The organism is Gordonia sp. NPDC003425, from assembly GCF_053588635.1.
The window spans coordinates 201,924-228,873 of record NZ_JBSFQI010000006.1 but is presented as its reverse complement, the minus strand read 5'-3'; the positions used below and the strand labels follow the sequence as shown (position 1 = coordinate 228,873).

The 26,950-nt window shown below is 68.2% G+C and carries 26 protein-coding genes; 6 read left to right on the top strand and 20 right to left on the bottom strand.

Annotation, left to right across the window (positions count from 1 at the left end):
- Positions 1-24 precede the first annotated feature (24 nt).
- A complete protein-coding gene (locus ACWDTD_RS10100) occupies positions 25-1,704 on the bottom strand; it encodes an AMP-binding protein (protein WP_449746954.1) in 1,680 nt (559 codons plus the stop codon).
- Between the two features lie 145 nt (positions 1,705-1,849).
- Here ACWDTD_RS10100 and ACWDTD_RS10095 point away from each other — a divergent pair, with 145 nt between their 5' ends.
- The 5 genes from ACWDTD_RS10095 (at position 1,850) to ACWDTD_RS10075 (ending at position 8,762) form a co-directional block, all read left to right on the top strand.
- Positions 1,850-2,707 (top strand): response regulator transcription factor, encoded by an 858-nt coding sequence (locus tag ACWDTD_RS10095; RefSeq protein WP_449746953.1) that lies wholly within the window; start codon positions 1,850-1,852, stop codon positions 2,705-2,707.
- 58 nt (positions 2,708-2,765) lie between these two features.
- Positions 2,766-4,949, top strand: coding sequence for an acyl-CoA dehydrogenase family protein (locus ACWDTD_RS10090; RefSeq protein ID WP_449746952.1), 2,184 nt, complete (start codon positions 2,766-2,768; stop codon positions 4,947-4,949).
- A gap of 122 nt (positions 4,950-5,071) precedes the next feature.
- Positions 5,072-5,443, top strand: a complete 372-nt coding sequence (locus tag ACWDTD_RS10085) for a hypothetical protein (RefSeq protein WP_449746951.1) — start codon at positions 5,072-5,074, stop codon at positions 5,441-5,443.
- 9 nt (positions 5,444-5,452) lie between these two features.
- Positions 5,453-7,888: a TPR repeat region-containing protein gene (locus tag ACWDTD_RS10080; RefSeq protein ID WP_449746950.1), complete on the top strand. Its 2,436-nt coding sequence runs from the start codon at positions 5,453-5,455 to the stop codon at positions 7,886-7,888.
- Between the two features lie 184 nt (positions 7,889-8,072).
- A complete protein-coding gene (locus ACWDTD_RS10075) occupies positions 8,073-8,762 on the top strand; it encodes a hypothetical protein (protein WP_449746949.1) in 690 nt (229 codons plus the stop codon).
- Between the two features lie 13 nt (positions 8,763-8,775).
- On the opposite strand, the gene ACWDTD_RS10070 is transcribed toward ACWDTD_RS10075, so the two are convergent.
- The 9 genes from ACWDTD_RS10070 to ACWDTD_RS10030 form a co-directional block, all read right to left on the bottom strand.
- Positions 8,776-9,444, bottom strand: coding sequence for a hypothetical protein (locus ACWDTD_RS10070; protein ID WP_449746948.1), 669 nt, complete (start codon positions 9,442-9,444; stop codon positions 8,776-8,778).
- A complete protein-coding gene (locus ACWDTD_RS10065) occupies positions 9,441-9,896 on the bottom strand; it encodes a hypothetical protein (RefSeq protein WP_449746947.1) in 456 nt (151 codons plus the stop codon). The genes ACWDTD_RS10070 and ACWDTD_RS10065 overlap by 4 nt, the downstream gene beginning before the upstream one ends.
- Positions 9,883-10,791: a DUF3824 domain-containing protein gene (locus ACWDTD_RS10060; RefSeq protein ID WP_449746946.1), complete on the bottom strand. Its 909-nt coding sequence runs from the start codon at positions 10,789-10,791 to the stop codon at positions 9,883-9,885. The genes ACWDTD_RS10065 and ACWDTD_RS10060 overlap by 14 nt, the downstream gene beginning before the upstream one ends.
- A 398-nt stretch (positions 10,792-11,189) precedes the next feature.
- Complete coding sequence (gene hemB, locus ACWDTD_RS10055) at positions 11,190-12,167, bottom strand: porphobilinogen synthase (RefSeq protein ID WP_449746945.1); 978 nt, start codon at positions 12,165-12,167, stop codon at positions 11,190-11,192.
- Positions 12,168-12,178: 11 nt separating this feature from the next.
- On the bottom strand, positions 12,179-13,957 hold the full coding sequence (locus ACWDTD_RS10050; protein WP_449746944.1) for a uroporphyrinogen-III synthase: 1,779 nt from the start codon (positions 13,955-13,957) through the stop codon (positions 12,179-12,181).
- A gap of 52 nt (positions 13,958-14,009) precedes the next feature.
- Positions 14,010-14,945, bottom strand: a complete 936-nt coding sequence (gene hemC / locus ACWDTD_RS10045) for a hydroxymethylbilane synthase (protein ID WP_449746943.1) — start codon at positions 14,943-14,945, stop codon at positions 14,010-14,012.
- On the bottom strand, positions 14,942-16,294 hold the full coding sequence (locus tag ACWDTD_RS10040; protein WP_449746942.1) for a glutamyl-tRNA reductase: 1,353 nt from the start codon (positions 16,292-16,294) through the stop codon (positions 14,942-14,944). Before ACWDTD_RS10040 ends, hemC begins: the two co-directional genes overlap by 4 nt.
- 37 nt (positions 16,295-16,331) lie before the next feature.
- Positions 16,332-17,024, bottom strand: coding sequence for a redox-sensing transcriptional repressor Rex (locus tag ACWDTD_RS10035; protein ID WP_449746941.1), 693 nt, complete (start codon positions 17,022-17,024; stop codon positions 16,332-16,334).
- Between the two features lie 80 nt (positions 17,025-17,104).
- Entirely contained in the window at positions 17,105-17,359 is a 255-nt protein-coding gene (locus ACWDTD_RS10030; protein ID WP_449746940.1) for a glutaredoxin family protein, read from the bottom strand.
- A gap of 100 nt (positions 17,360-17,459) precedes the next feature.
- On the opposite strand from ACWDTD_RS10030, the gene ACWDTD_RS10025 reads away from it, so the two are divergent.
- Entirely contained in the window at positions 17,460-18,587 is a 1,128-nt protein-coding gene (locus ACWDTD_RS10025) for an HAD family hydrolase (protein WP_449746939.1), read from the top strand.
- 320 nt (positions 18,588-18,907) lie between these two features.
- Here the strand turns inward: ACWDTD_RS10025 and ACWDTD_RS10020 are convergent, their stop codons facing one another.
- The 10 genes from ACWDTD_RS10020 to ACWDTD_RS09975 all read right to left on the bottom strand — a co-directional run bounded on the left by ACWDTD_RS10020 (position 18,908) and on the right by ACWDTD_RS09975 (position 26,921).
- Positions 18,908-20,068, bottom strand: a complete 1,161-nt coding sequence (locus ACWDTD_RS10020) for a zinc-binding dehydrogenase (RefSeq protein ID WP_449746938.1) — start codon at positions 20,066-20,068, stop codon at positions 18,908-18,910.
- A 79-nt stretch (positions 20,069-20,147) separates the two neighbouring features.
- Entirely contained in the window at positions 20,148-20,447 is a 300-nt protein-coding gene (locus ACWDTD_RS10015; RefSeq protein ID WP_449746937.1) for a hypothetical protein, read from the bottom strand.
- A complete protein-coding gene (locus ACWDTD_RS10010) occupies positions 20,444-20,869 on the bottom strand; it encodes a hypothetical protein (RefSeq protein ID WP_449746936.1) in 426 nt (141 codons plus the stop codon). The genes ACWDTD_RS10015 and ACWDTD_RS10010 overlap by 4 nt, the downstream gene beginning before the upstream one ends.
- Positions 20,870-20,923: 54 nt before the next feature.
- Entirely contained in the window at positions 20,924-22,063 is a 1,140-nt protein-coding gene (locus ACWDTD_RS10005; protein ID WP_449746935.1) for a lysophospholipid acyltransferase family protein, read from the bottom strand.
- A gap of 180 nt (positions 22,064-22,243) precedes the next feature.
- Positions 22,244-23,293, bottom strand: coding sequence for an NAD-dependent epimerase/dehydratase family protein (locus ACWDTD_RS10000; RefSeq protein ID WP_449746934.1), 1,050 nt, complete (start codon positions 23,291-23,293; stop codon positions 22,244-22,246).
- Between the two features lie 128 nt (positions 23,294-23,421).
- Positions 23,422-23,523 carry a 30S ribosomal protein bS22 gene (locus ACWDTD_RS09995; protein ID WP_003402602.1) on the bottom strand — a complete coding sequence of 34 codons (102 nt, stop codon included), beginning with the start codon at positions 23,521-23,523 and terminating at the stop codon, positions 23,422-23,424.
- A 303-nt stretch (positions 23,524-23,826) separates the two neighbouring features.
- A complete protein-coding gene (locus ACWDTD_RS09990; protein ID WP_449746933.1) occupies positions 23,827-24,057 on the bottom strand; it encodes a helix-turn-helix domain-containing protein in 231 nt (76 codons plus the stop codon).
- 187 nt (positions 24,058-24,244) lie between these two features.
- Positions 24,245-25,105 carry a pyrroline-5-carboxylate reductase gene (gene proC, locus ACWDTD_RS09985; protein WP_449746932.1) on the bottom strand — a complete coding sequence of 287 codons (861 nt, stop codon included), beginning with the start codon at positions 25,103-25,105 and terminating at the stop codon, positions 24,245-24,247.
- Between the two features lie 51 nt (positions 25,106-25,156).
- Positions 25,157-26,032, bottom strand: coding sequence for a thioesterase family protein (locus ACWDTD_RS09980; protein WP_449746931.1), 876 nt, complete (start codon positions 26,030-26,032; stop codon positions 25,157-25,159).
- Positions 26,033-26,048: 16 nt separating this feature from the next.
- The gene (locus ACWDTD_RS09975; RefSeq protein ID WP_449746930.1) at positions 26,049-26,921 is read right to left on the bottom strand and encodes a sugar phosphate isomerase/epimerase family protein; all 873 of its coding nucleotides are present in this window, start codon (positions 26,919-26,921) and stop codon (positions 26,049-26,051) included.
- Positions 26,922-26,950 lie beyond the last annotated feature (29 nt).

Here is a 26,950-nt window from a genome sequence, read left to right as displayed (position 1 = left end):
TGGGGTTTGTTCGGCAAACCGTCGTCAGCTGCCGGCTGCCTGCTTGCGCAGTTCGAACTTGAGGACCTTGCCCGTGGAGGTTCGCGGTAGTTCGTCGGCGAAGACGATGTCGCGGGGCACCTTGTAGCCGGCGAGGAGCCGGCGTGCGTGCTCGATCAGTTCGTCGCCGGTGAGCGTCTGGCCCTCCTTGAGGAGCACATAGGCGCGCGGGCGCTCGCCCCACTTCTCGTCGGGGATGCCGATCACCGCTACGTCGAGAACCGAATCATGGCTCACCAGAGCCTGTTCCACCTCGATCGTGGAGATGTTCTCGCCGCCGGAGATGATGATGTCCTTGGCCCGGTCGCGCAGCTGGATGTAGCCGTCGGGATGCATGACGCCGAGGTCGCCGGTGTGGAACCAGCCTCCGTCGAAGGCCTGCCGGGTGGCGTCGGGATCGCGGAAGTATCCGGCCATCACGTTGTTGCCGCGTAACACGATCTCGCCCATGGTGTTTGCGTCGGCGGGGACGTCGACCAGCGGTACCGTCCCCTGGCGCACCACCCGCGCCTGCTCCGCCTGGACCATGCCGACGCCCTGCCGCGACAGCTTGGCGGCGCGCTCGGCGGGAGCCAGATGATCCCACGCGTCCTGGTATTCGCAGATGGTGTACGGCCCGTACACCTCGGTGAGTCCGTAGACGTGCACCGCGGTGATGCCCAAGGCCTCGAGGGCGCCGATGACCGTCGGCGACGGGGGCGCACCCGCGGTGGTGATGCGCAGGGGACGGTCGAGTTGGTGTGCGCGTGGCGATCCCGCGATCGTGGTGCACACCGTCGGCGCACCGCACATGTGGGTGGCACCGAGATCGTCGATGGCGTCCCACACCGCGTCGGCGCGCACCGCCCGCAAACAGAGGTGGGTGCCCGATGCCTGGGTGACCGCCCACGGCGTGCACCAGCCGTTGCAGTGGAACATCGGCAGTGTCCACAGATACCGGGTGTGCCCGGTGAACTGGTTGTGGAAGGTCTCACCGAAGGAGTTCAGGTAGGCACCGCGGTGGGTGTACATGACGCCCTTGGGTTTTCCGGTGGTACCCGAGGTGTAGTTGATGGTGATGACGGCGTTCTCGTCGTCGACCGTCCACGGCAGCGGGTCGCCGCCGGGGTCGAGTGCGAGGAAATCGGGGTAGCTCACGAGCCGCGCGATGCCCGACGCCTCGACGGCACCGGGAACGACGCCGAACTCGGCGTCGGTGATCTCGACGGTGGTGGTCAGCTCGGCCACCTCGTCGGCGATCGTGGCCACGGTGTGCCGGAACTCGGCGTCGAAGAACAGGGTGGTGACGCCCGCGTGATTGAGGATGTAGACCAGTTCTGGTCCGGCCAGTCGCGAGTTGAGCGCCACCAGCACGCCGCCGGCGAGCGGGACCGCGAAGTGCGCGACCAGCATCTCCGGGAGGTTGGGCGCGAGGTAGGCGATGCGTTCGCCGGGGGCGATGCGAGCGCGCAGCACCCGGGCAAGCCGCTGTACCTCGTCGGCGAGGTCGGTGTAGGTGGCGGTGCGGGCACCGTAGCGGACGGCGACGCGGTCTCCGAAGACCTCCGCGGATCGTTCCAGGAAACGCAGCGGGGTGAGTTCGGACCGGTTGGCGGTGCCGCAGTCGATGCGGCCGAACTCGTTGTCGGCGGTAGTCGAGGGCTGCGTGGGGGTCGAGACGGACATCGTCTTCTCCGTGGGTCGGCGCGCGGACGCGTGATGTCCGCGACGTTGGCGTGCCACCCACGGTATGGATCACACTGGAGGGATACCACCCCCGAAAAGGGGTGGTGCCGCAGTTCTGCCCCAGCCGAGCCGAGAGGAGCCGTCGATGGCGTCACCTGTCGTCGCCCACCGTCCCGGTGACGCCGACGCAGTGCGCGCCGAACTGCGCCGCGGCTTCCGGGCCACCGGGCTGCCGGTGCTGTTCGGTGGCGTGGTGGCCGGTGGCGACCTGGTGCTGTCGGGATTCGTCGGCACACGCAGTTCTATCCTGCGCAATCTGCTGATCAGTTCCGAGTGCGGGCTCGGCGGGCGCACCGTCGCCGAGCGCCGGGCGGGCGCGGTGGTCGACTACGCACGATCACGTGAGATCAGCCACGAATACGACCGTGAGGTGGCCGCGGAGGGCATCGAATCGCTGCTGGCGGCCCCGGCGGTGGTGGGTGGACGCACCCGTGCAGTGCTCTACGGCGGATTACGCGCGCCCACCGACTTCGGCGATGCCGTCTTCACGCGCATGGTGCTCGCGGCGCGACGCGTCGCGCGTGAGATCGAGGTGCGCGACGAGGTGGATCGCCGGATGGCGACGCTTGGCAGGGCACATACCGATCCCGCGCCCATCGCGCCGGCGGTGGCCGACGGGATCGTCGAAAGTTATCTGGCGCTGCGCACGATCGCCGCGAACACCGCCGATCCCGCGCTCGCGGAGCGATTGCGGGGGATCTCCGATCGGCTCGCGGGCCTCGGGTCGGGCAGTCGGGTCGGCGACGCGGTGCGGTTGTCGGCGCGGGAGAACGACGTGTTGGCCCATCTCGCCCTGGGGTGCGGCAACGCCGAGATCGCCGAACGCCTCGGCCTGCGGCGCGAGACCGTGAAGGGGTACGTGCGCAACCTGATGAGCAAGCTCGGGGTGCACAACCGGCGCGAAGCCGTGGTGGCGGCACGCAGGCAAGGCCTGCTGCCCTGATCGGCGGGTGCGTGGCGATTCCGGCCTCCCGTGACGGCTTGGTCCGTACCGTGGAGTCATGTCCACCACCGAAAGCCCCTCGACGCCGGCGTCCGAGGTCGGCGATCTGACGGCCCCGCAGACCGCAACTCCCGACATCTCGACCGAATTGTCCGCCGACGAGCAGGCGCTGCTCGTCGACAATCTGCGGTACACGCTCGACGGACGATGGCGGAGTACGCGCGACGAGGTCCGTGGCCGCGCCGACCGTCCCGACCTGCTGCCCGATCCGTCACGCACGCTCGACGAGGCGCGCACGCGGATTCTGGACGAGATGCGTGAGCTGGCCGGTCAGGGTTTCGCCGCGGCGGGTTTCGCGGCCGATCACGGGGGCACCGGCGATGTGGGGGCGTCGATCACCGCCATCGAGATGCTGGGTTACGCCGACCTGTCGCTGATGGTGAAGGCCGGGGTGCAGTGGGGTCTGTTCGGTGGTGCGGTGGAGAACCTGGGCACCGCTCGCCACCACGAACGCTACGTCGCCGACATCATCGACCTCGACCTGTTGGGGTGTTTCGCGATGACCGAGACGGGCCACGGGTCGAATGTGCAGGCATTGGAGACCACCGCGACCTACGACGTGGCGACGCGGGAATTGGTGATCGACTCTCCCACCCCGTCGGCGCGCAAGGACTACATCGGCGGTGCCGCCGAGCACGCGCGGGTGGCGGCGGTGTTCGCGCAGCTGATCACGCCCGGCGCCGGGAGCGAAGCGAGCGGGCCGACGAGTCACGGCGCCGGGAGCGAAGCGAGCGGGCCGACGAGTCACGGCGCCGGGAGCGAAGCGAGCGGGTCGACGAGTCACGGCGCGGACGACTCAAGCGGGCCGACGAGTCACGGCGCCGGGAGCGAAGCGAGCGGGCCGATCAGTCACGGCGTGCACTGTTTCGTCGTGCCCATCCGGGACGAGGACGGCAACGACCTGCCGGGCGTGACCACCAGCGACTGCGGGTACAAGGGTGGGCTGGCCGGGGTGGACAACGGCCGCATCATGTTTGATCACGTGCGTATCCCCGCGGAGAACCTGCTCAACCGTTATGGCGACGTCGACGCCGACGGCACCTATACGTCGCCGATCGAGAACCCGAACCGTCGCTTCTTCACGATGCTGGGAACACTGATCCGCGGCCGGATCTCGGTGGCGGCCACCGCAGGTGCCGCGGCACGCAAGTCGCTGGCGCTGGCCACCCGGTACGGGTTGGTGCGCAAGCAGTTCGAGGCGCCCGGCGACGACGACGAGATCGTCGTGATGGACTATCTGGGGCATCAGCGAAAGCTGTTGCCGCTCATCGCGAAATCGTATGCGGTCGCCTTCGCGCAGAATGAGCTCACCGAGGAGCTGCACGAGGTGCAGAGCGGATCACCCGACGATTCCGATGCCGGGCGGCAGCGGCAGCTCGAGGCCGATGCCGCCGGATTGAAGGCGTACGCCACGTGGCATGCGTCGCACGCCATCAACGTGGCACGCGAAGCCTGCGGCGGCGCAGGCTATCTGGACGAGAACCAGATCTCGATCATCCGCGGCGACATCGACGTCTTCACCACCTTCGAGGGTGACAACACGGTGCTGACGCAGCTGGTGGCCAAGGAGGTTTTGTCGGCGTATGCCGAAGACGTGCAAGGGTTGTCGGCGGGCGGCTGGGTACGTTTCATCGCGTCGATGGCACGCGATGTGGTGGTGGAGAAGACCGCGGTGCGGCAGGTGGTGCAGACGCTGCTGGACAGCTCCGACGAGGACACCGAGAAGTCGCCACTGGGTAACCGCGGCACACAGATTCGGCTGTTCCGTAACCGGGAAGCACACCTGGTACGCACGTGTGCGCAGCGGTTGCGCCGGGCCACCGACGACGACAACGACGCGTTCGAGGTGTTCAACAACGCGCAGGATCACCTGCTGAAGGTGGGACGCGCACGCACCGAGCGCATGGTGTTGGAGGCGTTTGTGCAGGCCATCAACGATTGCGACTCACGGGCGGCCGCCGAACTGCTGGGCAAGGTGTGCGACCTGTTCGTGTTCGCCGCGATCGAGGACGACCTCTCGTGGTTCATGATGCACCGTCACGTATCGGTGGAGCGCGCCAAGGCGATTCGCCGGGGCGTCAACGATCTGTGCCTCGAATTGCGGCCGTATGCGCGTGAACTGGTGGACGCGTTCGGGATTCCGGAGGCGCTGATGGCGGCACCGATGCTGGAGAATCACTGACGCCGGTGGCGGCCACCGTCGTGGTGATCGGCTCATGGTCGTTCGCCTGGCGGACTCATGGCACGGGGTACCGCATGGCCTCGGTATAGTGACGCCACGATCACCGGAGCAAGGGGGGCTCGATGGCGAAGTTCGCAATGGACCCGGGCGCGGTCACCGCGGCCGCGACGACTCTGGACGGCCTGGCCGGCCAGATTCGCGCGTTGACCCTGTCCACCAAGATAGCGACGCTGGCGACTGCGATCCCCGACACAGCAAACGTCACATCACCGATCGTTCCCGTCGCGAATGGTGCTGATGCGACGGTGACCACCGCCATCGATCATTGCGGAGGCCAGGTGGAGGCATTCGGCGCGCTGGTGCGTGTGGCGGCCACTTCCAGCGTCGACACCGATGACTTCAATGCCACCCGATTCGACGACGCCGGACAGTTGCCGACTGTCGCGGCGTGGGACCCCGGCAACACGAAGCGGCCGGCCAAGCCGCACGAATAGGCAACTCGCGTGAGCACACCGGCACGCGTCGACGTCGACGCCTGGCACCCGCACGACATGTTGCCAGTGGCCGCTGCCCTGCGGACGGTGGCCGGCTCAATCCTCGACAAGTCGGGCCCGGTGCGCAACAGCGTCGTCGGCCTCGACCGCACCGACCAATGGGTGGGGGTCGGCCGCAACAGTGCCGATGATCGTGCCGACGCCGAGGGTCGGTGGTTGAGCAATCTCGCCGCGAACTTCGACGACGTGGCGACCGCGATCGAGAAGGGTTGCGAAGACATCGCCAATCACAAGTCCTTTCTCATCTCGCTGCAGAATGACGCGTTCAACGCGGGCTACGAACTTGTGTCCACCGGGGACGTGACGTGGACGTTGCAGCGACGTCAGGGGGTGAAATCGAAGGCAGGCGACGGGGCAGCGATGGCGTCGTGGAGTCAGCGACTCGTCGCGCAGGCGAACGAGACGTTTCATGCCGTGCAGGCCGCTGCCAACTCGCTGAAGACCGAACTGGGCAACCTCACCACGCTGACGCCGGCATCGCTTGCACTCAATGGGACGATGGGGCGTCGCGACGCGCAGATGGCCAAGGACGGCTGGACCCCCGAGGAACTGCGCACGATCGCCACACACCTGGGCGACGCCCAACTCACCCCGGAACAGATCAACGCGCTCCTCAACGGGCAGACGGCCGATGTGCCGCCCGGCGTGATCTCTTATCTGCGCAACCTGTTCGGCGGCCCCGACCCCGGCGAGGCGCTCTCGCTGCGCTACGGCCTCGACGGGCTGAGTCCGGCGGCGGGAACGAGTTTCGCCAACGGCCTGGCAACGCTGAGCAACGAGCACGTCGGGGGCGGCGGCACCGCAGGCGGGAGGAACGAACTCCCCGGTTGGGCACAGGATTGGTTGGGCGAGACGATCCCCACCGATCTGGGTCGATTCACCCCGGAGAATGCGCCGGCGCTGGTGCACGCGTATGCGCTCGGTCAGCTCTTCGCCGGGGCGACGCTACCGCCGGGAGTGCAGACCGGTACCCAGCTGACGCTGCGCGCCTCGAACCTCGGGCAGGCGGCACTGGAGAACCCCAATCTGCGCCACGGTATCCAGACCTACATGGATCGTGCGCTCGCCAACGACGGCGGCCTCGGAATCCACATTCCACCCGGCCGGGATTTCGAGACACGATTCGACGACACCATGCAAAGCCTGGTGCACGCCGGTTCGCTCAACCAGCAGTCGATGACCGCCGTACTCACCGGCCACGGCGGCGAAACCGCCGGGCTGCCCACCGATTACAACCGCGATGCCACCCTCCGATCGCTGTACGACTACGGGTGGCACGACAACGGCAAGACAGTCGGCGGGATCACCGACTGGATCGACGATTTCGCCGGTGATCAGCACAACGCCTACCGTGCGGGGCTGTCCGCCGAGGCATTTCACGGTTTGTACGACTTCGGCACCGACCCGTCGAACTTCAAGTCGTTGATGGAGATCGGCGGCCCGCACCAACCGTCACTCGGCGAGGTCAATCCGTTGCTCGCCCGGGCGCTGGAAAGTGCGTCGCGCCCCTACTTCAACGTGCTCGCCGGCGGTGACCCGACGACCTATGGGTTCAATCCGGCGGCCGTCGAGCATCTGGATCTGCGCCATCTCGACCACAACGGCAACCCGATCGACATCGCCGACGACGGCGACATGCAGGACCGCGTGCGGCGCCTGTTCACGTTGATCTCCACCGACGGCGACGCGCGGTCGCACCTGATCGCCGACATCGGGATGCAGCAGACCGTCAACGCGTCACACGTGCCCGACGCGATCAGATCCGGAAGCGGATTCGACGGCGACCTGGCCGCCCGCAACGGCTGGCTCCAGTATTTCGCTCGCGACGGCATCATGGGGGCGCAGCTCGACGCCTGGCACGACCAGCATCCGGGTTCGGACAGCATGAGCCCGGCCGACTTCAACTCGATGAAATCGAACGTGAATACGCTGGTCAAGGAAGGCATCAAGCTCTTGCCGTTCCCGGGCAGCTCCTACGCCGCTACCGGCGCAGGCCTGGTGATCGACTGGGCGCATCCGCCGCCGACCCAGTTCCCCGATCAGGGGGTATATCCCACCTACGTCAACCTGCACGACACGCTGCTGGAGCAACACTGGTCGGCGTGGGCGGCGACCCACCCGAGCGTGGATTCGGTCTCGCCGCAAATGCGGGGCTACTTCGACGCGCACGGAAATCTCAAGTCGCTGGCCGACGTGCTGTCGCCGCCGGATCACGATGGGATCGCACCGAGTATGAACCAGCTGATAACCCAGCTAGCGGGCGAGTTGCGCAGGCAGAACCTCGACCTCAGCAGCTATGACGACACGTATCACGACACCACCGGCGATGAGCGAGACCCCATCGACTACAACACCTACCGGGATCGGCTTCTTCGTGACAAGTAGCGTGGCGGGCCGCGCAAGCGTTGCGCTACGCCGGCTGAGGAACGGAACATTAGGGGCGCTTGTCCTTCTTCTCACCGCCGCATGCGCCCCTGGCAACGACACAGGCACGTCGAGCATCCCCGCGCCCGCCGATCCGACCCGGGGTTACACATATCCCACCCGCCTGCTGGGTACCTCCACCACCGTGTGGCAGGCCACGGACGGCATCGACCTCATCGCTCCGGACGCCACCGTGGTACGTGCTTTCGCCGAGTCGTACTTCATCGCCACCTGGGACCCCGCTGACGGCTTCCCCGGATTCGTCGACTTCCTCGGCCATAACGGGAAACCGATCCTCGACTCCTACCGTTCATACCGGTTCGGTGGAACCCGACGAATGCTGCTGCAATCCATCCACCGCGACGGAGACCGGCTCGAGGCTTCGATCTGCAACGACCAAGCCGGTATCTATGTTCTCGGGCAGCCACGCCCGGCTCCGACGTCTACCCCGCCGCACCCGGACCCTGACCTCTATGGCCCTGGCGGACGCCCCTACGTCCTGAATGATCTGTTCGTGATCACCGTCAGCCTCTCGAGCACCGGAACCCCCACCGGGATACCGAAGGTCGTCGACCGTGGCACCGCACGCGCGCCCAACTGGAACCCCTTCTCCGGCTGGCAATTCCAGAAGCATGACCTCCTGTTCTTCGATGAACAGAACCACTATCGCTACACCCGCGAGCAGCAACAGTCGGTGATCGATTGCAACACATGGGCTCTGCACAACAACCCCGGCATCGTCGACCCCGGTCCGCCACCACGCCGCATGTACCCCGACGGTACCCCACCGACCTTGACCCAGTACCCCGGATGGACGCGCGTCGGGGAACCGTGAACCGTCGGTGGTGTCAGTCGGCGTCGCGGGGCGGCAGGCCGAGTTTCACGGCGAGGTGCGCGTCGGTGAGCTCTCGGCGGAAACGGTCGACGTCGCGCGCCCACGCCTGCGCCAGCGAACCGTCGGAAAGCTTCACGCCGACGCCTTTGCGTCGCCGCGGGACGCCGTGGAGTTCGCCGAGTGCGGGAGCGCTTTCCCACTTCTCGTGCTCGGAGCCGGTGTTCTCCGGGATAACGGTGGCGATGTCGGCGAGGGCTAGAGTCCGGGTGCCTTGGCGCAGCGTGGTGTCGGTGAGCTCGACGCTGACGTGGCGGCGAGCGGCATAGACCTGGACCACCGAGAAGCCGATCAGGATGAGCGCGAAGATCGTGATGACGGCCCAATGCACCTGACCGGGACCGCTGATCTCCATGATGAGCACGGCGGCAACGAGGACCGGACCGATGGAGACGACCCACCAACTGCCGCCGGGTTCGTAGAACAGCACCTCGCCCGGTTCGACGGGTGTCTCGTCGGGGACGGGGGTTTCGGGGACGGGGGTTTCGGGGACGGGGGTGTCTGGGTCGACGGGTGAGGTGTCGGCCGGTGAGGTGTCGGCGTCTGCTGTGTCGGCGGGCGGTGGGGTGTCGGCGGTGGGTGGCTCCTCGCCTTCTGCGGCCGCGTCGGCGGGCCCCGAGGTCACGCCTTGTCCCGGCCGGTCTTCTTCCGGTTTGCCCGGTCCCCGCGTGGCTTGTCGGTGTCAGGGGTCTCGGTGTACCAGGTCTCCGATTCCGGACGATAGGCAAGCAGTGACCCCACCAGCCCGACCACCGCGGCCAGCAGCGCAAACGCCATCACATTCCACACCAGCGAGATGAACACCAGCATCAGCGTCGCGACCAGGGTGAGCGCCGCGAGCGACGACCGCCAGCGGACGTCGCCGGTGTACGACTTGGTGCCCATCATCGCGACCGCGACCCCGATGGCCAGCACAAACGCACCAAGACCCACGGGCACCAACGTCGCGCCGTCCGCGAAGATGCCGATCAGGATGTACCCGACACCCAGCAGACCCAGGAGCACCGCCGAGATCAACCAGCATCTGTACGCCCACACCACGAGATTGGGGCGTTTGGCCGGGTCAGGAAGGATCACTGCTGTCGCTTTCTCTAGACGAGCGTTCTCGTGACGACGGCCTGGTGGACGGAGGCGAAGTCGAGGGATCGGTGGGGTCGGGCTCGGCGGTCTGATCGTCGCGGCGTTGACCGGAAGAGTAGTCGTCGGACGGGTTCTGCGGATAGGACCACTCACCGGGATGGTACGGATAGCCCTGGTAGGGGGTTGTCCCCTGGTCCGCCGGGGGATTCTGGTAGGTCGGGGGGTTCTGGTAGGTCGGGGGATTCGGCTGGTATGGACCGCCGTAGGGCCCCTGCTGGGGCGGACCGTATTGGGCGGGACCATACGGGGGCGGGTACTGACCCTGGTACGGGTATGTCGGGGGTGGAACCGATGGGCCCTTGCGGTACTGCGCCATCTGCTTGCAGTAGGCATCCGACTCGGGGCGCAGCAGCAGCACGGTGGCGCCCAGCGCGGCGATCCCCCCGATCACCAGCGGGATCATCGACCATCGCGGGTCGATGTCGGCGAAGAACGAGAACACCAGGTCGACGACGATGTAGAAGCCCATCGCACCGAGCACGAACCGGGCCCAGGAGTATCCGCGTCGGGCGAACAAGACCACGGTCAGGGAGGCCGCGACCAGCACGGCGGCGATGATCGCCATCACCGTGATCAGCAGCCAAGGCGCACCGAGGACGTCGACTTCCGACTTGGGGGTATCGGCCGGCAATCCCGCGATGCGTTCGTCCATGAGCCTGCGGGCGGTGGGGTATTGCGCTCCCAAGGCCACGGTCCGCGCGATGATGACGACGATCCAGAGTTCGGTGGCGATGGCCATCGAGTCGACGAGCTTCGGCCGCTTGCGGCCCACCCCGCCATCGTCGGGCTCGGGCGTACCCGAGCGCTGCGTCGGGTCGGTGGATGCGGACATGGCTACCAGGGTAGACACTCCGATCCGAGGCGGTGGGGAGTGTCCGGTACGCACCGAGCCCCGGTTGTGGGCACGCTCGACACGGAACCGGGCACGCTCGACACGGAACTGGGCACGCTCAACGCGGAAGTGGGCACGCTCGACTCGCCGCCCCCGCTGGTTGAGCACTCCCCCGCTGGTTGAGCTTGTCGAAACCACCATCCGCGGGCACGCTCGACGCGCAACCGGGCACGCTCGACGCGGAACTGGGCACGCTCGACCCGCCGCCCCCGCTGGGTTGAGCACTCCCCCGCTGGTTGAGTACTCCCCCGCTGGTTGAGCTTGTCGAAACCACCATCCGCGGGCACGCTCGACGCGGAAGTGGGCACGCTCGACGCGGAACTGGGCACGCTCGACGGTCAGGTGAGGCGGGTCGCGACCTCGGCTGCCCAATACGTGAGGATGATCGACGCGCCGGCGCGGCGGATGGACGTGAGCGATTCCAGGATGGCGGCGTCGCGGTCGATCCAGCCGCGTTCGGCGGCGGCGGTGATCATCGAGTACTCGCCGCTGATCTGGTAGGCGGCCACCGGGACGTCGGACATCTCGGCGACGTCGCGCACGATGTCGAGGTAGCTCATCGCGGGTTTGACCATCACGATGTCGGCGCCCTCCTCGAGGTCGAGGCGTACCTCGCGCAGCGCCTCGATGCGGTTGGCGCCGTCCTGCTGGTAGGTGCGCCGATCGCCCTGCAGCGACGACCCGACGGCCTCGCGGAACGGCCCGTAGAACGCCGACGCGTACTTGGCCGCGTAGGCGAGGATTCCGGTGTCGGTGTGGCCCTCGGCGTCGAGTGCGCCGCGGATCGCGGCCACCTGGCCGTCCATCATCCCCGACGGCCCGAGCAGGTGCGCGCCCGCGCGCGCCTGCGCCAGCGCCATCGAGACGTAGCGGTCGAGCGTGGCGTCGTTGTCGACGCGGTTCGCCGCGTCGAGCACGCCGCAGTGACCGTGGTCAGTGAACTCGTCGAGGCAGGTGTCGGCCATCAGCACGGTGGCGTCACCGAGATCGTCGGCGAGCAGACTCAGCGCCCGGTTGAGCACGCCGTCCGGGTCGTCGGCGCCGCTGCCCCGGGAGTCCTTGTCGGCGGCGGCGGGCACCCCGAACAGCATGAGCCCGCCCACTCCGGCGCGCACCGCCTCGTCGGCGGCCTTGCGCAGCGAATCGTAGGTGTGCTGCACCACGCCGGGCATCGACGAGATGGGGCGCGGGTCGTCGATGCCGTCGGCGACGAACATCGGCAGCACGAGGTCGGCGGGACGCAGCGTCGCCTCCGCCACCAGCCGCCGCATGGCGGGCGTGGTGCGGAGCCGTCGGGGTCGGATCACCGGTGCCATCGGCACACCTCCTACGAGCGCGACCGGCGCGACTTCTTACGCGGCGGGGGCAGCGCGCCTTCGGCACGCAGGCGTGCGGCGTGCTCGGCGAGCGCGTCCACCAGATCGGGGATCGAGGCGGTTTCCGGCTGCACGTCCACCCGCAGGCCGAATTCCGTTGCGGTTTCGGCGGTCTTGGGTCCGATGCAGGCGACGATGGTGCGCGCGTGCGGTTTTCCCGCGATGCCCACCAGGTTGCGCACCGTCGAACTCGACGTGAAGCACACCGCGTCGAAGCCGCCGGTCTTGATCATCTCGCGGGTCTCGGCGGGCGGCGGTGCGGCGCGCACGGTGCGATACGCGGTCACGTCGTCGATCTCCCAGCCCCTGTCGCGCAGCCCCTCGGACAGCGTCTCGGTGGCGATGTCGGCGCGCGGCAACAGGATTCGGTCCACCGGATCGAACACGTCGTCGTAAGGCGGGAAATCCTCGAGCAGGCCCAGGCTGGACTGCTCGCCCGACGGCACGAGTTCAGGGTTGATGCCGAAGGCCCGCACCTTCTCCGCGGTGGCCTCGCCGACGCAGGCGATCTTGACGCCCGAGAAGGCACGCGCGTCCAAGCCGAACTCGGCGAACTTCTCCCACACGGCACGCACCGCGTTGGTGGAGGTGAACACCACCCACTGGTAGCGGCCGTCGACCAATCCCTTGACGGCCCTTTCCATCTGGGCCGGACTGCGCGGCGGTTCCACCGCGATGGTCGGCACCTCCTTGGGGATGGCGCCGTGCCCGACGAGACGCTCGCTCATGTCGGCGGCCTGATCCTTGGTGCGCGGCACCAGCACGGTCCAGCCGTACAGCGCACGCGACTCCCACCACGACAGCTTGCTGCGCTGGCTGACCACCTTGCCGATGGTCAGGACCAGCGGCCCGGTGAGCGCATTGCCCAGTTCGTTGACCGACGCCAGCGTGGCCTCGATGGTGCGCTGTGCGCAGGTGGTGCCGTTGATGGTGATGGCCACCGGGGTCTGCGGGGCCAGCCCGTGCTCGGTCAGCGCGCTCGCGGTCTCGGCGAGGTGACCCGACGTCGCGTGCAACACCAGGGGGCCGGGTGCGGCGGCCAGTGCCGCCCAGTCGACACCCTCGGCGCGCACGTCGGCCTCGGTGTGACTCGAACCGAGCGGCATACCCGCGTAACTGGGCACCACCGAGGCGGCGGGCAGCCCGGGCAGCACCTCGAAGGCGAGAGCGGTGCGCGCCACCGCGTGGACCTCGGCGAGCACGGAATCGGTGGTCAGCGGATCGCCCGAGACGACGCGGACCACGTCGCGGCCGGCCTTGGCGGCGGCAACCAGCGTCTTGGCCACCTCGGTGGGATCGCCGAGCGCCGGATGCACCACCTGATCGGCGGCCTCGGACGCGTCGTCGGCAGTGGTGTTGTCGACGGTGGTGCTGTCGGCGGGGTTCTGGTCCGGCTCGGACGCAGTGGACTCCCGCGCAGCAGAATCAGACCCCGCAGAATCAGACCCCGCAGAATCAGACCCCGCAGGTGTACCGGCATCGGACGCCGATGATGTCTTGCCGGCCGCGTTCTTGCGCCCGGCGTCGCTGCGGCGTCCGGTGTCGTCGGACTCCGATCGGTGCGCGGCTCCGAGCATCTCCACGACCGCGGCCGGGACGTCGGGGTCGATGTAGGCGGTGGTCGCGTTGTGAATCACCGTCCGCGCACGCACGGTGAGCAGGTCGGGATCCCCGGGACCGGATCCCACGAACAAGATGCGCCCAGGGTTGGCCTTCTTCGTACGGCTCATGCGTTCGCACTCTCCTGCCCTCGCGGCGAGGGCTGCAGTTCGTTCTCTGCTGCTAGGAGCCGATCAGTTCGCCCGCTCCCAGATCCAGCAGTTCGGCGGCGAGGTCCTTGCCGAGTTGGTCTGCACGCGCGACGGGTCCCACCACCGAAGCGCGGATCACATCGGATCCGTCCTCGGCCGCCACCGCCGCGCGAAGCGACAGTTCGACGAAGATGCGCCCGTCGTCGTCGATCGACTCGACCACCTCGGCGATCGCTCCGACCGGCGCGGTGCAACCGGCCTCGAGTGCCGCCAGCACCGCACGTTCGGCGTCGACCGCCGCGCGGGTGGACTCGTCGTCCAACTCGGCGAGAATTCTCACCAGTCGGGCATCGTCGGAGCGGCACTCCACAGCCAGTGCGCCCTGTGCCGGAGCCGGTAGCAGGACCACCGGGTCGAACGCCTCGGTGACCTCTGCGGCACGACCGATACGAACGAGTCCGGCGCGGGCGACCACGACTGCATCGAGTTCGCCGCCGGCGACTTTGCCCAACCGAGAATCAAGGTTGCCTCGTAGGGGGCGGATTTCCAAACCGAGACCCAATGCTCTAAGCTGCGCCGCCCTCCGTGGCGACGAGGTGCCGATCACCGATCCCGGCGGAAGCGCTCCCAACACCAGGTTACCCCTGCTGACCAGCGCATCTCGCGGATCTTCGCGAGGCGGGACGGCAGCGATCAGCAGGCCCGGATCGGGTGCGGTGGGCAGGTCCTTGTAGGAGTGCACGGCGACGTCGATCTCGCGCGCGTGCAGCGCGTTGCGGATGGCGGTGGTGAACACCCCGACACCGATTTCGGTGACCGGCGCCGCCGACGCGTCCCCGTCGGTGCGGATGATGACGAGTTCGGCGGGATGTCCGGCGGCGGTCAGCGCGTCGGCGATCGTCTGCGACTGGGTGCGCGCCAGCAGGGAACCGCGGGTGCCGATCCGGATCGGGTCAGGTTGGGTCAACGGTCACCCTGCTCGGTCTCTTCGAGTCCGCTCTCGGGCGCCGACACCGATTCGGCGGCACCCGGCTTGAGCTCGAAGAGTTCGCGCAGCGCCTCGGCGTAGTGGTCGCCGTTGGGTGTCGACGCGAGTTGCTTGACCCGCACGGTGGGCGCGTGCAGCAGTTTGTCGACGACGCGGCGCACCGCCTTGGCCACCTCGTCGCGTTGCGGGTCATCGAGGTCGGGCAGCCGGGTCTCGAGCCGCAGGATCTCGGCCTCCACCACGTCGGCGGCGCGCTGGCGCAGCGCCGCGACGGTGGGGGTGACCTCCGCCTGACGCTGCAGGGTGAGGTAGTCGGCGAGTTCGGCGGCCACGATCGCCCGGGCGGCCGCCTCATCGTTCGCGGCCGCCTTGGCCGCGGAGTCGCCGCGCAGTTGGTCGATGTCGACGATGTGGGCGCCGGGGAGGCGGGCCGCGGCCGGGTCGACGTTGCGGGGCAGACCGAGGTCGCAGATGACCAGCGGCGGCGAGCCTGGTGTGCGCGCGGCGAGTGCCGAGTGCACGTCGCCGACGCTGACCACGGTGCCGATCGACCCGGTGCAGGCCACCACCACGTCCGCGGTAGCCATCGCCTCGGGCAGGCCGTCGAATCCGATGCCGTCGACCTCGATGCCGTGGTTGGCGGCGACGTTGCGGGCCAGGTGTTCGGCGTTGGCGACGGTCCGGTTGACCACCACGAGCCGTTCCACGTTCTCCCGCGCGAGATGGGCGGTGGCCAGCCCGCCCATGGCGCCGGCGCCGATCACCACGGCGCGACGCAGGGTGGCGGTGTCGCCGCCGAGCAGACCCTTCGCCCGGTGCAGCGACACCGAAACCACCGACGCACCGGCCCGGTCGATGCCGGTCTCGGTGTGGACCCGTTTGCCCACACGCAGCGCCTGCTGGGCCAGCTCGTGTAGCGCGCGCCCGGCGGATTTGTTGGCGTCGGCGTTGAGGTAGGCGTTACGGATCTGTCCGAGGATCTGCTGTTCGCCGACGACGATCGAATCGAGTCCCGCGGCCACGGTGAAGAGGTGTTCGACGGCGGCCTCGGAGTAGCGGACGTAGGCGTGGCGGGTGAGTTCGTTGATGGTCATGCCGGAGTGGTCGCCGAGCACGGCCCCCACTGCTTCGAGCGCGGGGTGAAAGGCGTCGACGACGGCGTAGATCTCCACCCGGTTGCAGGTGGAGACCAGCATCGCCTCGGAGACCGCACGGGAGGAGAGCAGGTCGTCGACCAGTTTGGGCCGGTCGTCGTCGGAGACCGCGAGCCGCTCCAGCACGTCGACGGGCGCGCTTCGATGGCTGACCCCGAACAACAGAACACTCACACCGTCACCGTTTCCATCCCTACTCGACCGTCCGCCCCTACTCGACCGTCCGCAGGCCGCCGGGCCGCGGCACGCCCTGCGGGGCGGGCAGCGGGCTACGTGACGCGTGAAACGCCAACACCTGCATCTCCAAGGCTAGATCAACCTGACGCACGACGACATCGGACTCCGTCGACAAGGTGGCCGTGGTGACGTTGAGCAGTTGTCGCACCCCGGCCGCCGTCAGCGCATCGCAGGCCGCCTGCGCCGCCTCGGGTGCGGTGGCGATGACCCCGATCGCGACCGGTTCGGCGTGATCGGTCAGCGTCGCGATGTCGGCGAGCGGGAGCACCTGCACGTCGTCGATCGTGGTGCCGATCAGGTGTGGGTCATCGTCGAACATCGCCACGACACGGAATCCCCGTCCGAATCCGGTGTGGGCGACCAACGCCCGGCCCAGCGATCCCGCTCCGACCAGTGCGACGCTGTGGACGTTGTCGGTGTGCAGTGCCAGGGCGATGCGGGCGATCAGCCTGCTGACGTCGTAGCCCACGCCGCGCACGCCGTTGGCCCCCACATACGAGAGGTCCTTGCGCAGGATCGCCGGGTTGACCCCGGCCGCGGTGGCGACCTGATTGCTCGAGGCCACCAGGGCGCCGCGCTGGGTGAACGAGCGCAGCACGTGCAGATACGTCGCGAGACGGGCAACCGACGGTTCGGGTATGTGGTCGACCTCCGAACCGACGCTCATTCCCGCACACCCACTTTCACCAGATCAGCGAATGCGTGTCAGCCTAGCCCTCCCGCGTCGGGGCGGGGTCGGCGACCCCGTCAGGCGCTGCGCGCCGCGAGATCCTCGCGCAGCCGCGCCTCGTCGACCTCCCAGTAGCCGTGCTCGGAGCCGTCGAGCAGGATGACCGGCAACCGGTCGCCGAACTCGGCGCGCAATTCGCGGTCACCGTCGGCGGCGGCGCGGTCGACGTCCACCACTTCGAGGGGTTCGGACAATTCGCCGCAGATCCGTTGGAGGTCGTGCAAGGCCGTTTCGCAGGCCGAACACCCGGCCCGGGTCAGCAAGGTGATCATCGGCGGAACTCCTTCGGTATCGGGGCCAGTTCAGTCTGACACCACGGCTAATCTGGATGAGACCGGGTTGGGCAGCAAGCGCGGGCGTGAGAGGTGGAATGTGGGTGTGACCTCTGAGGATGGGGTTCCGGGCTCGGAGAGCCAGGCCGACGGGGCCGAACCGGAATCGGGGCGAAGCGGCGAGGACTGGGAGGGTCACGCCGCCGAGGTCGACGGCCCGCTGGGCGGTCTGCATGCCGATGAGCTCGACCCCGACGCGGAGTTCGAGGTGGTCGAGGAGGACGAGTCGGGCCGGGTGACCACCTGGATCTCCGAACGTGCGACGGCTGCGACGGGACGCTTTCGCCAGACCGCCCAGGAGTTGCGGCAGACGTTGGCCGGCGAGGCCAGCGCCAAGGCCGCCGTGGACTCGTTGCGATCGCGGCCGCCCACCGAAACCGAACCCGACACCCCCGTCGACCTGACCGCCGCCGCGTTCTTCGACGTGGACAACACCCTGATTCAGGGTGCCTCCATCGTTCATTTCGCCCGCGGCCTCGCGGCACACAAGTACTTCTCCTACTCCGACGTCCTCGACTTCGCGTGGACGCAGGCCAAGTTCCGCATCACCGGCAAGGAGAACGCGCAGGACGTGGCCGAGGGCCGCGACAAGGCGCTGAGCTTCATCGCCGGTCGATCCACCGCCGAACTGGCCGATCTGGGCGAGCAGATCTTCGACGACTACATCGCCGACAAGATCTGGCCGGGTACCCGGGCACTGGCGCAGCGGCACCTCGACGCGGGCCAGCAGGTGTGGCTCGTCACCGCCACCCCGCTGGAACTCGCGCAGACCATCGCCGACCATCTGGGGCTGACCGGCGCGCTGGGCACCGTGGCCGAAAGCGTCGACGGCAAGTTCACCGGGCGCCTCGTCGGCGACATCCTGCACGGACCGGGTAAGGCACATGCGGTGCGCGCGTTGGCAATTCGCGAGGGCCTCAACCTCAAACGGTGCACCGCCTACTCCGACTCGCACAACGACGTGCCGATGCTCTCGCTGGTGGGCACGGCGGTGGCGATCAATCCCGACGCCGACCTCAAGGAGGTGGCGAAGGTGCGCGGCTGGGAGATGTACGACTTCCGCACCGCCCGCAAGGCGGCGAAGTACGGGGCGTCGACCGCCCTGGTGGTGGGCGCGGCGACCGGCGCCGCCGCCACTGCGGTGAAGCTGTGGCGGAACAAGGGCTGAGTCTGTGTGCCGGGGTTGCTCCCGGCCTGCGTGTCGTCCTGGGTTGCTCCCCGGCGCCTGCCTGCCGCTCGCCCTGGGTTGCTCCCGGCGCCTGCCTGCCGAAAGTAGGGTTGCTCCCGGCGTCTGCCCTGCCGAAAGTAGGGGAAGGATATTCCTCCCCTACTTTCGGCCTCCTCCCCGGGTTTTTTCTCGGGGAAGGTCGCAAAAGTGGGGGAAGGATATTCCTCCCCTACTTTCGACGCCGGGCCTGCCCCCACGCCTCCCGCCCGGCCCCCAGCCCCCCGGCGTCCGGACGCGGGCCTGCTTCGCGCGGCCGTGCGCTACAGCGTCGAGACGGAGCTCGACGGGTCGATGAGGATCTTCGCGTGGTGCTGCGCCGCACCGAGGGTCTCGAACGCCTCGGCCACCGCGTGCAATCCGATGGTGCCGGTGAGCAGCGGCGTCACGTCCACCTTGCGGCCGGCGATCAGGTGCAGCGCGGTGCGGAATTCGGCGGGGTCGTAGTAGATCACGAACCGAAGATCGAGTTCCTTGTTGATCGCCATCGCCGGACGGAAGGTGTCGGTCTGCATGCAGACCCCGACCACCACGATCCGTGAGCGCATCGGCGTGTTGGTGGCGATCTGCTCGATCATCCCGGGCACGCCGACGCATTCGAATACGACCGGACCGCTCGGGGTGGCACCGAGCCGATCACCGAGCGGGATCACCCGCCACCACGGCAGGCCGGGAATGCGCCGCAGTATCCGCATGGCGTCGAACGCCGCGCCGAGGAGATCGCCGGTACGGGTGATGTATTTGCCCTTGGCGGCGGCGATGTCCCACGGGGAGTCGACGGTCGGATCCACCACGACGTCGGCGCCGCAGCGCCGGGCCAGGTCGCGGCGGCCCGCCGAGAGGTCGGAGGCGATGACGGTCTTGACGCCGTTCGCCTTGAGCACCAGGATCACCGACAGCCCGATGGGCCCGCAGCCGACCACCACCGCCACGTCGCGTTTGCCCACATCACCGCGGTTCACCGCGTGCACCGCAACCGACAGCGGCTCGGTGAGCGCGGCCTGCTCGACGGGCACACCGTCGGGCACCGACAGGGTCATGTCCTCGGCCACCACCACGTACTCGGCGAACGCACCGGGTGCGGCGGTGTTGAAGCCGATCAGGTGCGCGTCGGAGTCCTGGGTGATGATCGGCAGCGCGGCCACCAGGGTGCCCGGGGTCCACTTCTCACGGCACTTGGGGCCGTAGGACACCACTTCGCCGACGAATTCGTGGCCGAGTACCACCCGATCGGTGGACCGCATGAAGTCGTAGCCCACCGCGGCGGTCACCGCGGCGGTCTCGTCGCAATGGGTGCGGGCGTGCAGGTCGGAGCCGCAGATTCCGGTGCGAACCACTTTGAGCAGCACCTGTCCCCGACCGGGTCGGGGTGTGTCGATCTCCTCGACACGCAGTTCGCCCTCGTGACACACCACTGCACGCACCCGATGCCTCCTTGCATCCGCCGACGATCTGCGGACAGCCTACGTGGCGGCCGCCGACCGGATCGCCGGCTCGGCGAGGTCAGGCGAAGATGCGCGACGAGATGTCGGCGAACTCGGCGTCGGAGACCACACCGGCCGACCGCAGCGCGGTCAGCGAGTTCATCAGCTCGGTCCTCGGGTCGGCGGCAGGCTGAGCCGCCTGCTGGACCGGTGCCTGCTGTACCGGTGCCTGTTGTACCGGTGCCTGTTGTACCGGCACCTGCTGCACAGGTGCCTGCGCGACGGGTTGGGCGGCCCAGCGTTCCTGCTGACGGCGCTGCACCCGTCCGTGCACCGAACTGGCCACCGCGGCCCTCGCCGCCGTCTTCAACAGACTCATCGCCGGTCTCCTTCCGTGGCATCGAGCGCGCCGATCAGATCGTCGAGAAGCACCGGTCCCTCCGAGATCACCGAGCCTCCGTCGGCCCGCCAGCCCTCGATCACCTGCAGGAAGGTCAGGTCCTCGTAGACGACGATGGCCGCGACCTCACCCGCCGACAATCCGGCCGCCGCGGTGGCGACGTCGTCGTCATCGATCAGGTGGCTGTCGGCGCCGGCCAGGTCGGCGACACCGAGTTGCGCCGCGTCGAGCCGCGCGGGCCCACCGTCGGCGTCACGGCCCACGAACTCCACGTCAAGTACGTTGATACGCCCGGCGGCGACCAGCGCTCGCAGCGTGTCGAACCCAGCCGGGCCGACCGGACTCGAAGGAAATTGCACGACAACAAAACTGATGGGGCCGAGATCGGCGTCGAAGCTCACCACACAACTCTATTCCTGCCGGCTGGGCACACCGGTACCGGCTCGGCCACCCGCTCAGCCGAAATAGACACTTCCGCGGCGGCTCAGCATCCGGAACAGGGTCTGCTGGATCTCCTCGCGGACGTGGTCGGTGACGTCGAAGATCACCATCGGGTCGTCGGCGGCCGACTCGTCGTACCCGCCGGTCTCGATGGGGCGCCCGAAGTGGATGTGCCACTTCGACGGCAGCGGTACCAACCCGAGCGGACCGAGCCACGGGAAGGTCGGCGTCACCGGGAGATACGGCATGCCGAGGATGCGCGCGATCGGTTTGAGGTCGGCGATCATCGGGTAGATCTCCTCGGACCCCACGATGGAGACCGGGATGATCGGGGCGGCGTTGCGCAGCGCGGTGGTGACGAAGCCGCCGCGGCCGAACCGCTGCAGCTTGTACCGATCGCGGTAGAGCTTGCCGATTCCCTTGTAGCCCTCGGGCCACACCGCAGTGAGCTCGCCGGCCTTCAGCAGGCGGTCGGCGTCATTGGCGCAGGCCAGTGTGGCGCCGATCCGGCGTGCCACCTCGCTGACACCGGGAATGTCAAAAGCCATGTCGGCGGCGAGGATTCGCAAGTAGCGTCCGGCGGGATGATTGTCGTGGACGGCGAGGCTGGTCATCATCGCGTCCACCGGGATCGCGCCGGCATGGTTGGCCACCAGCAGCGCACCGCCGGAGTCGGGGAGGTTCTCCACGCCGGTCACCTCGACGCGGAACCAGTTCTCGTAGAGCTGCCGGATCGCGGGGTACCACACCGCCTCGGTGAAGTGCGGGTCGAAACCGAAGTCGTCGACCTCGTAATCGCCGGTCATGCGTTCCCGGATGAATCCGGCGGTGGCGGTGAGCGAATCGGCCACTGCACCGCGAATGCCACCGAGGCTGAACAGCGGGCTGCGTGCGGGGCCGCGCTGTTCGACGCCGAGCGAGTCCGCGGTGAGCGCGACGTTGTCACTGATGGGGGTGATCTGTGCCGACGTACCGCCGAACCCGTCGGTGTTGGGGTGCCCGAGTGTGGGATCGCGTCGCGGTCGCTCCATCGTCTGACTCGGGTGACGCCGCCGGCCGCTCTCGCGCGGATCGGACGCGACGGCACCGGACGGGCTGGCGTAGAGCTGGATGACCTTTGCCGTTCGAGCATCGCTTGACGAGCGATTCGACATAAAGGCCACCCCCAACAACGATGCGCCCTGCGCAGATTCCGAAGAAGTTCACAAGCCTCGCGGTCTGCTTCGCGTCGGACTTGGACTACCGCCCAAGTTTAGGCGGTACGACGTCGCTGTGCACCTGCGCAGCGCCGATACAGTTGAGCAAATCGTTAATGCCGGACCTGCCAGAAACCATCACGCCAGCCGGTGTGCCGCCGACACCACGCGCCGCTCCAGACTCCGCCACGTATCGACGCTGATCACCGGCGACACCGAGCTGCGCTCGATGAAGTCGTCGAGGGTGTCCTTCGTGGAGTAGCGCGGCGCGAAGCCGAGTTCGGTTCGCATCCGGGTGGTGTCGAGCACCCGGCCGTAGGTGAGGAATTCGGTCTGCGAGGAGCGCAACCTGGCTGACCGCAGGTCCTGCAGCACGCCCGTGACCGGTGCGAGCAGTCCGCTGGGCACCGGCAACTCGAGATGCCCGAGGCGGCGCACGGCCTGCGTCAGCGTGACCACTCCGTCGCCGGCGATGTTGAACGTTCCGGGCCGGCCGGCCAGCGCGACGTGTTCCATCGCGGCCAGCGCGTCCTCCTCGTGCAGGAACTGCAGGCGCGGCTGGAATCCGATGACCGTGGGCACCACGGGCATCGAGAGATACGAACCCATCCGCGTGGTGATCCGTGGCCCCAGCATCGCCTGCGGACGCAGGATGGTGACGTCGATGTCCTGGCGGCGTCGCGCCAGCCCACGCACGTAACCCTCGACGTCGAGCAGATCCCGGCCGAAACCCCAGCGCGGCTCACGCACCGCAGGGGTCTCCTCGGCGAAGTGCGACGGATCGCGCGCGCTGGACCCGTACACCATGCCGCTCGAGCGCAGGACGAGGCGTTTGACCGACGGACTGCGCTGGCAGGCACCACACACCTGCATCGCCCCGAGCAGAGTGAATTCCTTGATCGCCGCGGAGTGCGCCGCGGTGTCCATGATCGACGTGGCGGCGTGCACCACGGTGTCGACCTCGTAGTGCGCGATCGCCTTGGCGATCACCGGCCGCCGGATGTCGAGTCGCAGGAATTCCGCCCGACCCATGCGCCGCATGAGATCTTTGCGCGGGACGCGCGAATCGACCGCCAACACACGCTCGACCTCGGGGTTCGCGGCGAGCCGCGCGACCAGGTAGCCGCCGAGGAAGGTCGATGCGCCCGTCACCAGGACGGTTCTGGGCACCTGCGCAGTGTCGGACATGGGGTTCAGGCTATCCCGGCACGCGCCACGAGGTGATCGGGAACGTCCCGACATGAAAAGAACCCGCGCGTACGCGGGTTCTCTTCCGACCGTGGGTCACACTCGCCCCGGGTCGCGGGGCGGGTGACTCACTTGCCGAGTTTGCGACGCTGCACGCGGGTACGACGAAGGAGCTTGCGGTGCTTCTTCTTCGACATGCGCTTGCGGCGCTTCTTGATCACAGAACCCATCGGGCCACTTCCTCACTTCACGCTGTCTCATCGGCCCGGGGGTTCCGCCGAGTACGGAAAATTCCGCACCATACGGAACTGGGCCGTCACACCCACCGTCACCATGCCGGGAGGTCGGGTACGCGAGGATCAACACTACCGGCCGCCCCCTCATACAGCGAAATCAGGTCGACGCATGACGGGCTGCGGGGTGCCCACAGGACACGAGAACTCCCGCCCACCGGCCGGACGGAGCCGTTGGTGGGCGGGAGCCGAGATGCACATCTTCCCGCGGCGCGACGCGGTGGCCGGGTGCCTGCGGGTCTAACCGGCGTCGAAGTAAGACGTCTCCAGATAGTCGTGCACGGCCTTGGCATGCACGCGGAACGACCGGCCGACGCGAACGGCGGGCAGTTCCCCGTTGTGGACGAGGCGGTAGACGGTCATCTTCGATACGCGCATCAGCGACGCGACTTCGGCGACGGTCAGGAACTGCGAACCCGAGCCTGTGTTGCCCACCGCGCCTGTCCTGTCACCAGGAGTCTCAGCAGCCATAAAAACTCATACCTCCGGAGCACGCGTCGCGGCCGCCGGCTTCCCCTCCGGCGGACACCAGACACGCACGTGCTTAAAGGAGCTTAGCGTGGCAGATGTGAAAAAAGCGACGTGAGTTGCCAGGAAACCGACGGATTCTTCGCGTCGACCACAACATGCTGGGGTTTTCTGGCCGGTAACCCACTATTCATAGGGTCCCGCGTTCGGCGCGTCCACCACCCAAACCCTCAACATCGGCTCGATGTCCGGCCCGCGAACTCGCTGCGGCGGCGGCCTCGGTGGCACGGTACATCGCGGCCCGCAGCCCGCCGGACTCCAGTTCGCGGATCGCGGCCGCGGTGGTTCCGCCCGGCGAGGTGACCGCCGCCCGCAGATCCACCGGCGACAACCCCGAGTCACTCATCAGGATGCCCGCGCCGCGGATCGTCTGCACGGTCATCTCGGTGGCCTGCTGTCGTGACAGGCCCAGCGCGACGCCCGCGTCGATCATCGACTCGGCCATCAGGAACACATACGCCGGTCCCGACCCGGACAGCGCGGTGACCGCATCCATCAGTCGTTCGGGGATCACGGTGACCTTGCCGACCGACTCGAGCAGCCGCACCACGGCGCCGAGTTGCTCGGCGTCCACATGGCGTCCGGCCGACACCGCCGACATCGCCTCGTTGACCAGCATCGGGGTGTTCGGCATGACCCGCACCACCGGGGAACCGGCCTGCAGGACCTGCTCGTAGCGGGCCGTCGGCAACCCGGCCACCAGGCTCACCGTGACGCGTTCGGATTCGCCCGGGTCGTCGGCCGACGACAGTTGACGAAGCACGGCGTCGACGTCCTCGGGTTTGACGGCGAGGAACACGTATTGTGCGCCCTCGGCTGCCGCCCGGATGTCGCTGACCAGCACGCCGTACTCGTCGGCGATCTCGGTGGACCGTTTCTCGTTCTTCTCGGCCATCACCAGGTTCTTGGCCGGGGTGCCCGCGCCCATCAGGCCGGCCAGCAATGCCTCGCCGATCTTTCCGCCGCCGATGATGGCGATACGTTCGGTCACGTCCTTCGAGCCTTTCGTCGGTGCGGTGCGATCCGGTGGTGCCGCGGGGGGTCAGTGCCGGTGCTGGGGCACCAACGCGAGCTGCCGGGATTGGGCCACCACGGCCCCCGTCGAGTCCATCACGAGGTGATCCTCCTCGAACATCCCGGGTCCCACCTCGGAGCTCGTCGCCGCGAACCGAAGCCATCCCGGCGCCGGTTCGCGGCGCACGTAGGTGGTGAGCTGAAGGGTGGGTGCCCAGCCGAACAACGCGAGGTTCATCACCACCGGTGGCGAGATGTCGCAGATCAGGACCGTGAAGTCGGCGTCGGGGTCGCAGCCCTTGGGTCTGGTCCAGCCCCGGACCACCGGCTCGCCGGTGTCGCCGCTGACCACCGGGAAGGTCTGCGGATCGAGCACCAGGTCCAGCGCGGGCCCCAGATGCATCACCTCCGACACCGGCGACGAGTCGATGTCGATGCCGCCGTCCACCGGGGTGACCGGCACGCCGTCGAGCAGCGTCGGCGCCGAGTGATGCGGCCGTCCGGTCTCCGGCCGGGCCAGTGTGACCGACGAGGACACCATGGTGCGCCCGTTCTGGCACAGGTCGACATGCAGCAGCGACACGGTGCGTCCGCGTTTGCGCAGGGTCACCTCGAGCTGGACCTCGGCGGGGTCGGGTGCCGACAGATAGTCACTGGCGATCGCGACGGGCACCAGCTCGCTGCCGCTGACGGTCCGGTCATCGGGTGCGGCGAGTTCGTCGAACGCCCGGCGTGCGGCGTGCGCGACCAGCATCTGCATGGAACCGCCGTGCACCTTGGGGCCGATGGTGAACACCGGATCGATCGTCGCGGTGTAGACGAGGTGGGGCCGCTCGCCGTCACCGATGCGCGGTGTGGCCGTGTCGTCTCTGGTGAGGGTCGACAACTCCGACAGCTTGCTCATCGCCTGCTCCTGGGATTCATGTCGAAGCGGTGGGTATGGTCTCGCGTTTGAGATGCTGCCGGGCGAACTCGAGCGCGCGCGACAACAGGGCGCTTCGTTCGGGTTTGGTGCGGGCCGCGCCGGTGCCGACCTCGAGGATCGCCGCGCCGGTGAAGTGGGAGGCCGCCAGGCGCCGGCAGATCTCGGCGCACGGCTGAGAGCCGTCGCCGGGGATGAGGTGTTCGTCGGTGGCCGCGCCACTGCCGTCGGCGAGATGCAGGTGAGAAAGCCGCGATCCCATCCGCTCGAACAGGGCGACGGCGTCGACGCCCGCGGTGGCGGTGTGCGAGAGGTCGAGTGTGTAGTGGGCGTATCCGTCGTCGGTGGGGTCGGTCGATTTGCCGAACGCCGAGGCCGCCAACCCCGGTCCGCCCCGGGTGATCAGGCGTTTCGCCGAACGATCACCGGCCCCGAAGAGGCGGTCGGCGCGCATCGGGAACATGTTCTCCACCGCGACGTCGACGTCACTCGACGATTCCAGATCGGCGACGAGGTCGTCGAACGCTGCGGTGTACGCGCGCTGCCAGCGAAACGGCGGATGCACCACCACGGTGCTCGCGCCGAGGTCCTCGGCCGCCTGCACGGCCCGCGCCAGTTTCGCCAGCGGATCGCGGCCCCACACGCGCTGGGAGATCAGCAGGCACGGTGCGTGGATGGACAGGACCGGCATCTGATAGCGCTCGGAGAGGTACTCGACGTGCCGGATGTCCTGGCTCACCGACTCCCCCCACACCATCAGCTCCACACCGTCGTATCCGAGGTCGGCGGCGTAGGCGAACGCGGCCTCGGTGTTCTGGGGATAGACCGACGCCGTGGACAGGCCCACCGGGATGTCGGAGACAGGTTTCATCGGGTTGCGCTCACGCGGCCGGACGATGG